A 14,357-nucleotide genomic window follows, 5' to 3' on the forward strand; every position below is an offset into this window, starting at 1 on the left:
AATGTCGGTCATCTAACCTGCCTTTCGTCGCACTCCGAAGCGGACGGTTTTCACTTCTCCGAAACAGCCGCGTTACCGATAAATCCGAAGTCCAAGCGTTCAAGGGCGGAGGCGTAGCCGACTATCGCTAACAGGTTAGAATAGCGTTCCATAAAATCCGCCGGGTTATTATCGTTGTGAGGCGGATCGAAGACAATGACGTCACCAGAAACTCGCAACGCGGTGCCGGGCTTTAAGCCCCCATGTGTTTCGAGGGCCTTCGCGTATTCGCGCAAATTTTGGAATTTCCGACGTTCTGGAAAAGCTTCCAATAGGCCCTTTTCTTCGAGAGATGCCTTGAAGCCATCTAAAGCCTGCGAACGAGCTAGTTCGGAAGCATATTCATTGTAAGCAACATGCATATTTCGATCTTCAAATGTTACGATCTCGTATCCAGAAGCATCTTTGATGCATTTGAAACGATCCACAGTTGCACCAGCATTTGGTCGAATTACAATTTCTATGCTTTGAAGATGAACCTCATATTTTACCGATAAGCCCTTCGCATTAAGGCCGCACTCAATCAATCGCTGCTCAATGACCTGTTCTTCTGAAGGAGGCAATGCTGGTGGCATATCAATCATACTGCGACGTTCTCCGATGCACATATGACCGATAGCTTCTAACCCACCGAAAAACACACGATTTCGGACAGGTGAATAGGCAATTCAGCGGGTATTATGACGTCGCCAGCATTGCTCAGTGTTGTGGAACCAAGAGTCACTGGCGGATTGAGGATGTGTCCGACAACCTCGTTTAAGGGCTTTCCGGCATGGCAAAATGACCTTTATCGGCCTATGCTTTCCCGTAAGCCGCCAGTCAGCTTCCCACCCATCGCCGCCGTTCGGCGAACCTCAAAGCGAGCGCTACGACGCCTTTGCCAGTCCCGGCACGCGCACCGGCTGCGCCACCGGTCGGTTGAGCGCGACCGACAGCCGATCGGCCGTGCGCAGCGCCAGCGCGGCAATGGTCAGCGTCGGATTGGCCCAGCTCGACGTCGGGAAGGTCGAAGACCCCACGAGATAGAGATTGGCCTGGCCATGCACCCGCCCGTCCGCATCCACCACGCCCTGGCGCGGATCGGTCGCCATGCGGGTCGTGCCCATATGATGATAGCCACCGATCGCGTGGGAGGAGATGAGCGGATCGTTGCGCCACAATTCGCCCGGCTCGTCCAGCCAGTCCGCCCGCTCGACCCGGCCCATGCCCAGCCGTTTGAGTTCGCGGCCCAGGCCATCGACCAGCCCGGTCACGCTATGCTTGTCGATCGCCGACAAGCGCCAGTCCAGCGCCACGCGCGGCACGCCCAGCGCGTCGCGCTCCTTCGTCAGCAGCACCCGGCTGTCGGGATTGGGCGCCTGTTCGGCCCGCACCAGCAGCGCGATCTCCAGCTTGCCCGCCTTGTGCAGCAGCCAGGGGCGCAGCGGATCGACATGGCGCTGGGCGAAGGTCGCCGCCTTCTTGGCCATCATCCATAGCCGCCGACCGCTGCGCGTCGGCGACATGTCATGCTTGAGCGAACCATAGGCCCGCATGCCCCAGAATTGCGACGCCCGCGCCGGTTGCCGCCCGACGATGGTGAGCGAACTGTTGAGCAGCCCCTCGCGCCGCTGCAGATCGGCCGAGGGCGTGATCAGTGCCGCCATGTCATGGCCGCCGATCCGGTGCCGCCGACCGAAGGCCTTGAGCAGCGGCCAGGCCTTGGCATCGACGATCCGCCCGCCGCGGGCATGGGGATGCTCCATGAAGTTGCGGCCGACCTGGTCGCGCTCATTGCCGATGTTGGACGCCAGCAGCAGCCGGGCATTCTCGATCCCGCCCGCCGCCAGCACGAAGGCGCGCGCCTCGACATGCAGATGCGCGCCGGCCAGCGCCTTCGCCTCGATCCGGCTGATCGCGCCGTCTTTCGTCACGATCCTCGTGACGCTGGCATGGGTGATGATCTCGCAGCCTGGATGGTCGCGCAGATCCTGGCACGCGTCGAAGGTGAAACGGTTGAAGCGCGGATCGAAATTCCACACCGGCATGTGCAGTTCCGACCGATCGAACCCCGGCAGCGGCACGCCATGGGCGCCCAGCGCCTCGGCGCTCGCCGGCTCGTCGCCAATCTCGAATATGCCGCGCGCCTGGCCATAATAGTCCTGCAGTTCGTCCCAGGACAGCGGCCAGCCCGATCCCGCCACCCAGTCGCGGCGCTGCAGGTCGATCGGGTCCAGCGTGGCACAGCGCCCGCCCCAGATCGCCGTCGTGCCGCCAAAGAAGCGCAGCCGCGCATCGTCCAGATCATAATAGGCCTGGCCGACATTCTTGCCGGCGTTGAGGTTGGCGGTCGCCGGCTCATAGTCCAGCCCGCCGCTTTCCAGCAGCAGCACCTGATGCCCGGCCGCCAGCAGCCGGCGCGCGGTGGTGATGCCGGCCGCGCCCGCGCCGATGACGCAGACATCTGCCCGCCGGCGCAGCGCGCCGGTCTGTTGCGAGAGATCAATGCTCATTCATGCGTCCTGATTATTGGCCAGATCGGCCGCGTGCTTGGCCAGGAAATCCTGGGATTCCACGCCGGTCAGCACATAGACGGTGCCCTTGCGGGCCCAGTAGGCGATGGTCTCGCCGTCGACGACTTGCGTGCGCGGCGTTTCCGGCAGGCCGGTGACGGCGCGCGCCGCGAACAGCGACACCGGCGCCTTTTCGCCCGCGTCGATCACCAGTTGCAGGCTCGGCCCATAGTCGGACGGGAAGAGCTGCACATCCAGCACCCGCCAGCCCGCCGGCAGCACCGGCACGTTGATATGGGTGGCGGACCGGACATCGGCCGGGTCGAAATGCGGGATTTCGGGCTGCGACTTCATGTGCGACCGCACCAGCGCGGTCTTGTGCGACATCAAGGCCTCCTCGATGAACACCGGCATCGCCTGCGCCGTCGGCGCCACGCCCATGTTCAGCTTGCCCACGCCCAGCGCCACCGCGGCGACGATGCCCGCCGCCATCGCCAGCCCGCCGCTCAACCGGCGAAGCAGGCGGCTACGGTGCAGCGCCCCCTCCACCTTGCGGGCGCTGTCGTGCAGGCGTTGCGGCACCGGCTGCTCGTCGCGCTCGGCCAGTGCCCGCATCGCGTCGCGCACCGACAGGTCGGCCAGCACGCGCGCGGCGACATCGGGATTGCGCACCAGATAATCGGCCACTTCCAGCCGCCCCATGGCGTCGAGCTGGTCGTCGACATAAGCATGCAGTTCGCATTCGGTGATGGTGAGTTCCGCCATGGCTCAATCCCTCACGATGCGCAGATGGCCGGGGCGCACGGCGGGTGCCCCCTCCTCCAGCGCGCGCAGCTTCGCGCGGGCACGGGACAGCCGCGAAATCAGCGTGCCGATGGGAATGCCGATCGCGTCGGCCGCATCCTGATAGGAAAGCCCCTCGACCGCGACGAGGTGCAGCACGGTCTGCTGCTCCTCCGGCAGGGCGGTCAGCGCCGCCTCGATCTGGTGCAGCCGGACCATCTGCTCCTGCGCGGGCGCCGCCACCGGCTCGGCCTGCGCCACGGCGTCGGCGCGGAACCGTTCGCGCACGGCCGCCCGGCGGGTGCCGCTGACGAAGACATTGTGCAGGATGGAAAACAGCCAGACGCGCAGTGGCCGGCCGCGCTGATAGCTGTCGGCATTGGCATAGGCGCGCACCAGCGCATCCTGGACCAGATCCTCGGCATCGCTTTCATTGCCGGTCAATCGACGGGCATAGCGCATCAGCGCGGGCAGCAGGTCGACGACCTTGGGCGGCGTGGGTTTCATACGTCACTTACGCCTCAGTGATCGCTTTAATCCCCCTTCGCCCAAATATTTCCGAATTATGTATCTTCAACCCGTCAGGGCCGGATTTCGCGCCGCTCCGCGCTGCTGCGCAGGCCAGCTTCCAATATTTCCATCACCGCGATCGCTTCGTCCGCCGGCACCGGATTGGCGCCCTCGCCCCGGATCGCATCGGCCAGCGCCTGCCAGAACAGCCGATAATCGCCACGTTCATTCATAACCATATGGCTATCGCCCGCCGCATCGGTCAGATCGCCCAGCTGCGGATCGACGCCCCAGTCCGCGCCCTCGGGCCGCTGCCCGGCGACCGTCGCCGCCTCCTGCCCATCGGTCCCCTGCTTGATCCAGCTGCCGCCCGTGCCATGGACGACGAAGCGCAGTCCATGCGCCGCCGCCTGCTTGGTCGCATGCAGCAGCACGCGATGGCGCGGATAACGCAGCGTCACATGGAAATAGTCGGGCGACGCTGCCCCCTCGCGCAGAGCCGCAATATCCGCGCTCACCCCTTCGGGCTTGCCGAACAGGCACAGCGCCTGATCGATCAGATGCGGCCCCAGATCCTGCCAGATGCCCGCCGCGCGCGCATCCTTCCAGCTCGTGGCCGGGGTCGGTCGCCAGCGGTCGAAATGGCTTTCGAACTGGATGATCTCGCCCAGCCGTCCCTCGGCGATCAGCCGGCGCAAGGTGCGGAAATCGGCGTCCCAGCGCCGGTTCTGGAAGATCGCCAGCAACCTGCCCGCGCCTTCCGCCTCGGCTGCGACCCGGCGCGCATCGGCCAGCGTGGTGGCGAAAGGCTTGTCCACCAGCACATGCTTGCCCGCCCGCAGCGCGGCGATCGCATGATCGGCATGCAGCTCGTCCGGGCTGCACACGATCACCAGGTCGATCCCCGGCAGTGCCAACAGCGCATCGACATCGGGCACCACCTGCATGCCCGGCAAGCCGGCATGGACCTTGGCCGCATCGCGCGAGACCACCGCGCGCAGCGCCATGCCCGGCGTCGCCAGCACATAGGGCGCGTGGAACGCCCGCCCGCCAAGCCCATAGCCGATCAGGCCTACGCCGATTTCCTGCATCATCATCGTCCCATATCGCCGGGGCGGATCAGGGCGCACGCGCCTTGCCCCATAAAGATAGCATATACTATCTTCATACCGAATCCCGCGAACGGGATCATGCCGAGAGGATAGCGCCCATGTTGTTGCGCCGACCATCGCCGCTTGTCGACCCGGCATCGGGCGTACTGCGCGCCGACCATTTCCAGATCGCCTATGCGACCAACGATATCGACCGCGCCCAGACGATCCTGGCCGATCGCTATGGCATAGGCGCTTTCCGCCGGCTCGAAGGACCGCTGGCGGCCGGCGGCCAGATCCGCGTCGAACTGGCCTGGGTCGGCCCGGTCATGTATGAATTGCTGACCGCCTCCGGGCCGGGATCGGCCATCTATATGGACCGGCTCGCCCCCGGCGATGCTTTCCAGCTGCGCCATCATCATCTGGGCTATCTGATCCACGACGCCGCGCAGTGGCAGGCCCTGCTCGCCCGCGCGCAAGCCGACGGCCTGCCCGTCCCCCATGTCAGCCATAATCCGGGCTTCATGGACAGTTGCTTCGTCGATGCGCCGGAACTGGGCCATTATCTCGAATATATTTTCCCGACCCAGGCCGGGATCGACTTCTTCGCCGCCGTGCCAGCCACCTAGCCTCCACCTGACCCGCCCGAAAGGACCAACCATGCCCCCTGCCCCCCGCGCGATCGTCGTCGGCACCGGCTTTGGCTGCCGCATCCATGTGCCCGCCCTGCGCGCCGCCGGGTTCGAGGTGGCGGGCCTGGTCGGTACCGATCCCGACCGCACCCGCCGCCGCGCCGATGCTGTCACCATCGCTGACATCTTCACGGATCTGGGCGAAGCGATCGACCGCACCGGCGCGGTCGCGGTGACGATCGCCACGCCGCCCGCCAGCCATGCCGCCCTCGCCCTGACCGCGATCGAGCGCGGCTGTCACATCCTCTGCGAAAAGCCGATGGCCGCCGACCTGGCCGAAGCCCGCGCGATGCTGGCGGCGGCGGAGCAGGCCGGCGTCACGCACCTGATCGGCAACGAGTTTCGCTGGGCACCCGATCGCGCGATGATCGGTCGCGCCATCGCCAACGGGCTGATCGGCGATCCGCGCTATGTGACCCTGTCCAGCGTCCTGCCGATCGTCGCAGATCCTGCCGCCCGCATGCCGCGCTGGTGGTTCGATGCCGGCGCAGGCGGCGGCTGGCTCGGCGCCCATGGCTCGCATCTGGTCGACCAGTTGCGCGTCTGGCTGGGCGAGGTCGACAGCCTCAGCGCCACCCTGCCCACCGTGTCGGACCGCCCGGCCGACGCGGCGGAGGACAGCTATATCGTCCGCTTCCGCATGAAGAATGGCGCGCAGGGCGTGCTCCAGCACAGTGCCGGCGTCTGGGGACCGTCCGAGAATGTGAGCCGCGTCGCCGGCACCCATGGCACGCTGTGGGTCGACAAGGGGGTGGTGAAGATTGCCGACCGGGATGGCGTGCGCGACCTGCCGGTCGATGCCGACCTTGGCCTGCCACCGATCGAAGCCGACGATCCGCGCAAGGCGGCGATGCTGTTCGAACTCGCCCCGTTCATCCGCCTGTGCGAAGCCTTGCGCGCCGGTGTCGAAGGTCGGCCGATGCCCGATGGCATCCCGATCCCGACCTTCCATGACGGCGTCGCGGCCATGGCGATACTCGACGCGATCCGCCGCTCCGCCGCGCAGGATGGCGCGCTCGTTACAATGTCCTGAAAAGAGAGAAGGCCCGTCGACGGGGGGATGTCGACGGGCCCGATCTGCGAGACCGCCCGAGCGGGGGGAAGTGCGGCGGCCTCATGCAACAGAACGGGCCAGTGCCACGATGGTTCCCGCCTTATTGCTGATGCGGCAGCAATTCGATGAACAGCCCCTCGGCGTCGGCACACAGCAGATCGCCGTCACGCAGTTCGCCCCGCACGAAACGCTTGCGTCCCTCGACCTTCGTGACCCAGGCGCTGACCTGCAATTCCTTGTCGATCGGCGTGATCGCGCGATAATTGACGTGCAGATAGGCGGTCCGGGCCATGCGCTGCGCGCTCATATTCGCCGGCAGGCCCAATATCTCGTCGAACAGCAAAGCCACCGCCCCGCCATGGGCAGCATAATTGGCGCCCAGATGGAAGGCGCCAAAGGTGACGCGGGCATGGAGCGAATCATCGCCCATCTGATCGGGGATGAAAGCCGGCGCAAACACCTGGCCATGGCCCGGCGCATCGCGCACCCGGCCGAACATGCGATGCGCCTCGTCCGCCACCATCGGCGTCAGCCGCTGCGTCCAGGCGGCCAGGTCCGCATCCAGCGCCTGCGCCGTAGCGTCGTCCAACTTGGCCGCCGCGACATGATCCAGGAAATCGCGCAGCCGGTCGATCATCGCGCCATAGGGCGTATCACCCGTCAGCCAGCGCCCGCCCAGCAGATCCCGTTCCTCGTCCGATCCCGGTCCTGCCGCCGATCCTGCTTCCGTCATCTGTCGTCCTGCTCCCTTTGCCCCTGCTTAGCCATGCTTTGGCGGGCGAAGGAAGCCCCCGATCGGTGGGCAGGATGACGGCTGGATCGCCGCGCATCAATCGCGCGCGGCCGCACCTTCCGGGATAACGCTACGGCGTTGCGGCATCACGCTGCGCCCCGGCACCATCAGGGGACCATCCGGCAGATCGAAAAGAAAATCGCCCTCCGCACCGTTGATGCAAAGGCTTAGACCCGACGCCCGGAAATGCAGCACCAGCCGCCGCCGCGCGGGGTCTTCCCATTGGGCGACGCTCAGCGGCTGACCGCCCTCGTCCAGCCAGACGACATCGTCCTCGCCCAGCAGCGCCACGTCGGTCAGCTCGGCGCAACGCCGCCGCCATTGCCCCAGAGCAAAGGCATGGGCCTCGATCTCCCGGTCGCGCGCGTCCCACTCGATCCAGCTGATGCCATTATCCTGCGCATAGGCATTATTATTGCCCATCTGGCTGCGCCCGAACTCGTCGCCCGCCGTCAGCATGATCGTGCCGCGCGAGCAGAAGAGGGTGGAAAGCAGCGCCTTGATGTCGCGCCGCCGCGCCGCGTTCACCGCCACATCGTCGCTCGCCCCCTCCACGCCGTTGTTCCAGCTGAAATTCTCGCCATGCCCGTCGCGATTGTCCTCGCCATTGGAGAGGTTATGCTTGTCCGCATAGGCGGTGCAGTCGGCCAGGGTGAAGCCGTCATGGGCGGCGAGGAAATTGACGCTGCGGGTGATGCCATCGAACAGGTCCGACGATCCCGCCAGTCGCGTGGCAAAGGCGCCGATCGTGCCGGCGTCGCCCCGCCAGAAACGCCGCATATCGTCGCGATAGCGGTCATTCCATTCCAGCCAGGGTGGCCCGAACGAGCCCAGTTGATAGCCCCCCGGCCCGATATCCCATGGCTCGGCGATCAGGATACGATCGCCCAGCACCGGATCGGCGCGCATCTCCGCCAGCAGCGGCGCATCAGGATCGAACCCGTCCGCGAGCCGCCCCAGCGCCGGCGCCAGATCGAAGCGGAAGCCGTCAATCCCCGCCTGCACCACGAAATGGCGCAGCGATTCCAGGATCATCCGGCGCACCATCGGCTGGTTGCAATCCACACTGTTGCCGGTGCCGGTATCATTGATCAGCCGCCTGTCCGCCTCGTGCCGGAAATAGTCGCGGGCATTGAGGCCGCGCAGCGACAAGGTTGGCCCCAACCTGTCGCTTTCGCCGTCATGATTATAGACCATGTCCAGGATCACGCCGATCCCTGCATCGTGCAGCGCTGCCACCGTATCGCGCAATTCGGCAAGCCCGCCGGGTGCCAGTCGCGGATCGAGCGCGAAATAGCTGACCGGATTATAACCCCAGGCATTGCGCAGGCCGAGCGGCGGCAAATGCCGCTCATCGATCCACGCGTTGATGGGCATCAGCTCGACCGCGCCAACGCCCAGCTTCTGCAGATGATCGATCACCACCGGATGGGCGAGCGCGGCGACCGTGCCGCGCTGCGCCTCGGGCACGTCAGGATGCAGCAGCGAGAAGCTGCGCACCTGCAATTCATAGATCAGCCCGCCCGGCTGGAAGCGCGGCCACGCCGGCGCGACTGGCGGCAACGGCGGCGCCACCACCCCTTTGGGCATCAGCGGCGCCGTATCCTCCCCCTGCCCGCGCGGCGCGGCCAGCATCGGATCATGGACGAAGGCCCGGTCGATCGCCGGCGCATAGGGATCGAGCAGCAGCTTGTCGGGATCGAACCACAGGCCGCGATCCGGATTATATGGGCCATCGGCGCGCAGGCCATAGCGGGCACCCGCACCAACGTCCGGCGCATGGACCTGCCAGACGCCACCCTCCCCTTGCGCCATCGGCAGGCGAGTTTCCCGATCATCCGCATCGAACAGGCAAAGCCATAGCTGCCTCGCCTCCGGCGCCCAGACGGCAAAGCGAGTTCCGCCGGCATCGATCACCGGCCCGAACCCGCCCGCGCTCATGCGGCGTCGCGTCCCAGCAGGCTGCGATAGAGCGCCGCATAGCGCGCCGCGCTGTGGGTCCAGCTGAAATCGGCGCGCATCCCTGCTCGCTGCATCGCCTGCCAGGCCTCCGGCTCACCATGCAGTCGCACCGTCCGCGCGATCGCCCCATGCAGCGCCAGCGGATCGTCGCCGGCGAACAGGATGCCAGTTGCCACGCCCGCGCTCACCGCCGCCTCATTGGCGTCGATCACCGTGTCGGCCAGGCCGCCGACCCGCGCCACCACCGGCACGCAGCCATAGCGCAGACCATAAAGCTGGGTCAGGCCGCACGGCTCGAAGCGCGACGGGATCAGGATCGCGTCGCCGCCCGCCTGCAACAGATGCGACAGCGGCTCGTCATAGCCGATCTGCACACCCACCCGGCCGCGATGCCGGTCCGCCGCCGCCAGGAAACCGCCCTCCAGCGCGTGATCGCCCGATCCCAGCACCGCCAGTTTCGCGCCCAGCCCGACCAGATGGTCGATCGCCCCCATCATCAGGTCCATGCCCTTCTGCCAGGTCAGGCGGCTGATGATAACGAAGATCGGCGCATCGTCGCGCTGCAGGCCGAAGCGTTTTTCCAGCGCCCGCCGGTTGGCGCTTCGGCCGCTGAGGGCGCGCGCGCTGTAGCGCCGCGCGATCAGTTCATCCTCGGCCGGGTTCCAGATGTCGGTATCGACGCCGTTCAATATGCCGTACAGCTTGTCACTGCGCCCGTTGATCAAGCCATCCAGCCCCATGCCATGGACCGGCGAGCGGATTTCCTCGGCATAGGTCGGGCTGACCGTGGTGATCGCATCGGCCGACACCAGCCCCGCCTTCAGGAAGCCGGTGCCGCCATAATATTCGACGCCATCCATGCCCCAGGCCTCGGCCGGCAGGCCCAGCTGGGCAAAAATCTCCGGGCCGAACCGCCCCTGAAAGGCCAGATTATGGATGGTGACGACGCGCGGCACGGCATGGGCCGGACCAAAGCGCATGTAGGCCGCGGTCATCGCCGCCTGCCAGTCATGGACATGGACGATATCGGGCACCCAGCCCTTCGCGCCCTCCGCCGCAATTTCCGCACCGACCCGCGCCAGCGCGGCAAAGCGCCGCCAATTATCGCCCCAGTCATTGCCGCCATGATCGCCATAGGGGCCACCTTCGCGCGCGAAGAAATCGGGCGCGTCCAGCACCAGCAGGTCGAGGTCACCGACCTTCCCCGCCAGCACCGTCGCCGGGGCACCGAACAGCTTGTCATAGCGGCGCACCGCCTTGGCCTTGCCCAGCTTCGATAGCACCGACGGATAGCCCGGCACCAGGGTCCTGGTCTCGACATCATGGCCCGCCAGCGCGCCGGGCAGCGCGCCGACGACATCGGCCAGCCCCCCGGTCTTGATCAGCGGATAGATTTCGGACGCAACCGACAGAAGCTTCATCATCATCCTTCGTTTCAGGCCACCAGCCGATCGATCATCGGCTGCGTCACCAGGCATATGCCGCTGTCGGTGCGGCGGAAATGCTGCGCGTCAAAGGCCGGGTCTTCGCCGATGATCAGGCCCGGCGGGATGCTGATCCCCGAATCCACCACGCATTTGTGCAGCCGCGCGCCGCGCCCGATCACGCAATTGGGCATGATGACGCTCTCTGTGATGGACGAGAAGCTGTGAGTGCGCACCTCGGAGAAAAGCAGGCTGCGATGCAGCGAGGAACCCGACACGATGCAGCCACCCGCCACCAGCGAACTGGTCGCCGATCCGCGCCGCCCTTCCTCGTTATGGACGAACTTGGCCGGCGGCGTGACTTCCGAATAGGTCCAGAGCGGCCAGCTGCGGTCGTAAAGGTCCAGGCTGGGCACAACGTCGGTCAGGTCGATATTGGCCTGCCAATAGGCGTCGATCGTGCCGACATCGCGCCAATAGGGCACCAGCTCGCTTTCCGCCCGCACGCAACTGCTGGAGAAGCGATGCGCCACGGCCTTGCCGTGCTTCACGATATAGGGGATGATGTCACCGCCGAAATCGCGCTTGCTGTCCTTGTCATTGGCATCGCGCCATAGCTGTTCGATCAGGAAGCGGGTGCGGAAGACATAGATGCCCATCGATGCCAGTGCCATGTCGGGCTGGCCGGGAATGGCGGGCGGATCCTTGGGCTTTTCGACAAAGGCGGTGATCACGTCCGCCTCGTCCACATGCATCACGCCAAAGCCGACCGCTTCCTTGCGCGGCACCTCCAGACAGCCGACGGTGACGTCTGCGCCACTGTCGACATGCTGTTGCAGCATCAGCTCATAGTCCATCTTGTAGACATGATCGCCGGCCAGGATGACCATATATTCCGGCGCATAGCTTTCGATGATGTCGATATTCTGGAACACCGCGTCGGCCGTGCCCTCATACCATTGGCTTTCGGAGATACGCTGGCTGGCGGGCAATATGTCGAAGCTCTCGTTGCGCTCGGGCCGCAGGAAGTTCCAGCCGCGTTGCAAATGGCGGATCAGCGAATGGGCCTTATACTGGGTCGCAACGCCGATCCGGCGGATGCCGCTGTTAAGCGCGTTGGACAGCGCAAAGTCGATGATCCGCGCCTTGCCGCCGAAATGCACAGCGGGCTTGGCCCGGCGATCGGTCAGCTCGGCAAGGCGACTGCCGCGTCCGCCAGCCAGCACATAGGCCATGGCGTCGCGCGCGATCGGCTGATTGCGTTGTTGCATTAGGGCTCCTCTCTCGTGCCCGCGACCGCCTGCACGCGTCCGTCGGTATCAATAGTCCAGTTCCAGCATCAAGGTTCCGAAGGGCGGGATGGTTATGTTCGCCCACCCTTCCTCATCGGCCTCGACCACACCCATATTGCCGGCACCGCTGCCGCCATATTCGGATGCATCGCTATTGAGTATCTCGCGCCAGCGCCCACCAGCCGGCAATCGCATGCGATAGCCATGGCGCAGCACCGGGGTGAAATGGCTGATGACGACGATGGGGGCAAAGCCGGGCGCCCGCCGTTGCCAGGCGAAAACCGAGTCCGCCGCGCCATCGACCAGCACCCATTCAAACCCTTCCGCTTCGCAATCGCGGGCATGGAGCGCCGGGCGCGATCGGTAGAGATGGTTGAGGTCGCCGACCAGCAACTGCACCCCATGATGGGGCGCATGGTCGACCAGGTGCCAGTCTAGCGCCCGTTGCTCGCTCCACTCGGCGCGCTGGGCGAACTCCTGTCCCATGAACAACAGCTTCTTGCCAGGATAGCCCCACATGAAGGCATAATAGGCCCGCAGCGTCGCGAATTTCTGCCAGTCGTCGCCGGCCATCTTGTGCAACAACGACGACTTGCCATGCACCACCTCGTCATGGCTCAGCGCCAGCACGAAATTCTCGCTGAAGGCGTAGAGCAGGCCGAAGGTGATGTCGTCATGATGATGCTGCCGATGCACCGGCTCGCGCGCCAGATAGCGCAACGTGTCGTGCATGAAGCCCATATTCCATTTGAAGCCGAAGCCGAGCCCGCCCTGATGCACCGGCGCCGACACCTGCGGCCAGCTGGTCGATTCTTCGGCGATCGTCATCACGCCGGGAGAGTCCGCATAAAGGGCCTTGTTCATCCCCTGGAGGAAGGCCACCGCCTCCACATTTTCCCGCCCGCCATGGTCGTTGGGTATCCATTCGCCGGGCTTTCGCGAATAATCGAGATAGAGCATCGAGGCGACCGCATCGACCCGCAGCCCGTCGACATGATAGCGCTCGGCCCAGAAGAGCGCATTGTTGGTCAGATATTCCGCCACCTCGCGCCGGCCGAAATTGTAGATCGCCGTGTTCCAGTCCGGCTGGAAGCCCTTGCGCGGATCGGCATGTTCGTAGAGCGCGGTGCCGTCGAACCGGGCCAGGCCATGCTCGTCGGTCGGGAAATGCGCCGGCACCCAATCGAGGATGACGCCGATCCCCGCCCGGTGTGCGCCATCGACGAAGCGCGCGAACCCCGCCGGATCGCCAAAACGCGCAGTCGGCGCATAAAGGCCCAGCGTCTGATAACCCCAGCTCGGATCATAGGGAAACTCGCTGATCGGCAGCAATTCGATATGGGTAAAGCCCATGCCCACGACATAGGGGATCAACCGCTCGGCGAGCGCATCCCAATGCAGGAACTCCCCATGTTCGTCGCGTTGCCATGACCCGGCATGGACCTCGTAGACGGAAATGGGCTGGCGCCGCGCATCGGCCTTCCGCCAATAATCACGGTGGCGCGCATCGCCCCACTCGTGCGCCGGCGGGCCGTTGACGATCGACGCGGTCGACGGGCGCAGTTCCGACCGGAAGGCGAAGGGATCGGCCTTGAGCGGCAGCACCACCCTATCCGGTCCGACAATCTCGAACTTGTAGGGGTGGCCGATACCGACTTCGGGCAGGAAGATTTCCCATACGCCCGCGTCCTGCCTATGCCGCATCGCCGCGCGCCGCCCGTCCCAGCGGTTGAAGTCGCCGACCACAGACACGCGCCGGGCGTTAGGCGCCCAGACCGCGAAATGGGTGCCGGCAACCCCCTCATGCTCCATCGGATGCGCGCCCAGCTTCTCGAACAGCCGCTTGTGCGATCCTTCAGCGAAATAATAATCGTCCATCGGCCCCAGCACCGGGCCAAAGCCATAAGGATCGATCGTCGCATAGCGGCCGCCATCGGCATATTGCGCTTCATAGCGCAGCGGCTGGCGCTTGCGGATCTTGACCTTGCCCTCGAACAGGCCAGCCGGGTGGATCAGCGCCAGTTCGCCGACCACCTTGCCATCCAGCGTCTGCGCACTGACGCTGACGGCGTCAGGCAACAGCACGCAGGCGGTAAAACCGCCTTTGCCGGCGTCGGGATCGGCCGGATGCACGCCAAACGTCGCGAAGGGATCGGCATCCCGCCCTTCGACCAGCCGGTCGATCTGCTCCGGCGTCAGCACGCTCCTATCTCCCGTCTCCGCCG

Annotated in this window: 12 protein-coding genes; 2 read left to right on the forward strand and 10 right to left on the reverse strand. The window is 65.5% G+C overall.

Features of this window, described 5'->3' with window-relative positions; genetic code table 11:
• Positions 1–50 precede the first annotated feature (50 nt).
• From N6H05_RS20205 to N6H05_RS20225, 5 genes are all read right to left on the reverse strand, one after another.
• Entirely contained in the window at positions 51–623 is a 573-nt protein-coding gene (locus N6H05_RS20205) for a hypothetical protein (protein WP_284111397.1), read from the reverse strand.
• A 282-nt stretch (positions 624–905) separates the two neighbouring features.
• Positions 906–2,531, reverse strand: a complete 1,626-nt coding sequence (locus tag N6H05_RS20210; protein WP_284111398.1) for an FAD-dependent oxidoreductase — start codon at positions 2,529–2,531, stop codon at positions 906–908.
• Positions 2,532–3,296 carry an anti-sigma factor family protein gene (locus N6H05_RS20215; protein WP_284111399.1) on the reverse strand — a complete coding sequence of 255 codons (765 nt, stop codon included), beginning with the start codon at positions 3,294–3,296 and terminating at the stop codon, positions 2,532–2,534.
• Positions 3,297–3,299: 3 nt separating this feature from the next.
• A complete protein-coding gene (locus N6H05_RS20220; protein WP_214865323.1) occupies positions 3,300–3,821 on the reverse strand; it encodes a sigma-70 family RNA polymerase sigma factor in 522 nt (173 codons plus the stop codon).
• 74 nt (positions 3,822–3,895) lie between these two features.
• On the reverse strand, positions 3,896–4,921 hold the full coding sequence (locus N6H05_RS20225) for an oxidoreductase (protein ID WP_284111401.1): 1,026 nt from the start codon (positions 4,919–4,921) through the stop codon (positions 3,896–3,898).
• Between the two features lie 113 nt (positions 4,922–5,034).
• Between N6H05_RS20225 and N6H05_RS20230 the strand changes: the two genes are divergently transcribed.
• Positions 5,035–5,544 (forward strand): VOC family protein, encoded by a 510-nt coding sequence (locus N6H05_RS20230; protein WP_284111402.1) that lies wholly within the window; start codon positions 5,035–5,037, stop codon positions 5,542–5,544.
• A 31-nt stretch (positions 5,545–5,575) separates the two neighbouring features.
• Positions 5,576–6,640: a Gfo/Idh/MocA family protein gene (locus N6H05_RS20235; RefSeq protein ID WP_284111403.1), complete on the forward strand. Its 1,065-nt coding sequence runs from the start codon at positions 5,576–5,578 to the stop codon at positions 6,638–6,640.
• 121 nt (positions 6,641–6,761) lie between these two features.
• Here the strand turns inward: N6H05_RS20235 and N6H05_RS20240 are convergent, their stop codons facing one another.
• From N6H05_RS20240 to glgB, 5 genes are all read right to left on the reverse strand, one after another.
• A complete protein-coding gene (locus tag N6H05_RS20240) occupies positions 6,762–7,394 on the reverse strand; it encodes a PaaI family thioesterase (RefSeq protein WP_278377407.1) in 633 nt (210 codons plus the stop codon).
• A gap of 96 nt (positions 7,395–7,490) precedes the next feature.
• Entirely contained in the window at positions 7,491–9,395 is a 1,905-nt protein-coding gene (gene glgX / locus N6H05_RS20245; RefSeq protein ID WP_284111404.1) for a glycogen debranching protein GlgX, read from the reverse strand.
• Positions 9,392–10,843 (reverse strand): glycogen synthase GlgA, encoded by a 1,452-nt coding sequence (glgA, locus tag N6H05_RS20250; RefSeq protein WP_284111405.1) that lies wholly within the window; start codon positions 10,841–10,843, stop codon positions 9,392–9,394. Before glgA ends, glgX begins: the two co-directional genes overlap by 4 nt.
• Positions 10,844–10,851: 8 nt before the next feature.
• Positions 10,852–12,111, reverse strand: coding sequence for a glucose-1-phosphate adenylyltransferase (glgC, locus tag N6H05_RS20255; protein ID WP_284111406.1), 1,260 nt, complete (start codon positions 12,109–12,111; stop codon positions 10,852–10,854).
• 48 nt (positions 12,112–12,159) lie between these two features.
• Positions 12,160–14,334, reverse strand: coding sequence for a 1,4-alpha-glucan branching protein GlgB (gene glgB, locus N6H05_RS20260; protein WP_284111407.1), 2,175 nt, complete (start codon positions 14,332–14,334; stop codon positions 12,160–12,162).
• Between the last annotated feature and the right edge of the window lie 23 nt (positions 14,335–14,357).

It is taken from the genome of Sphingobium sp. WTD-1, from assembly GCF_030128825.1.
Classification (GTDB): domain Bacteria; phylum Pseudomonadota; class Alphaproteobacteria; order Sphingomonadales; family Sphingomonadaceae; genus Sphingobium.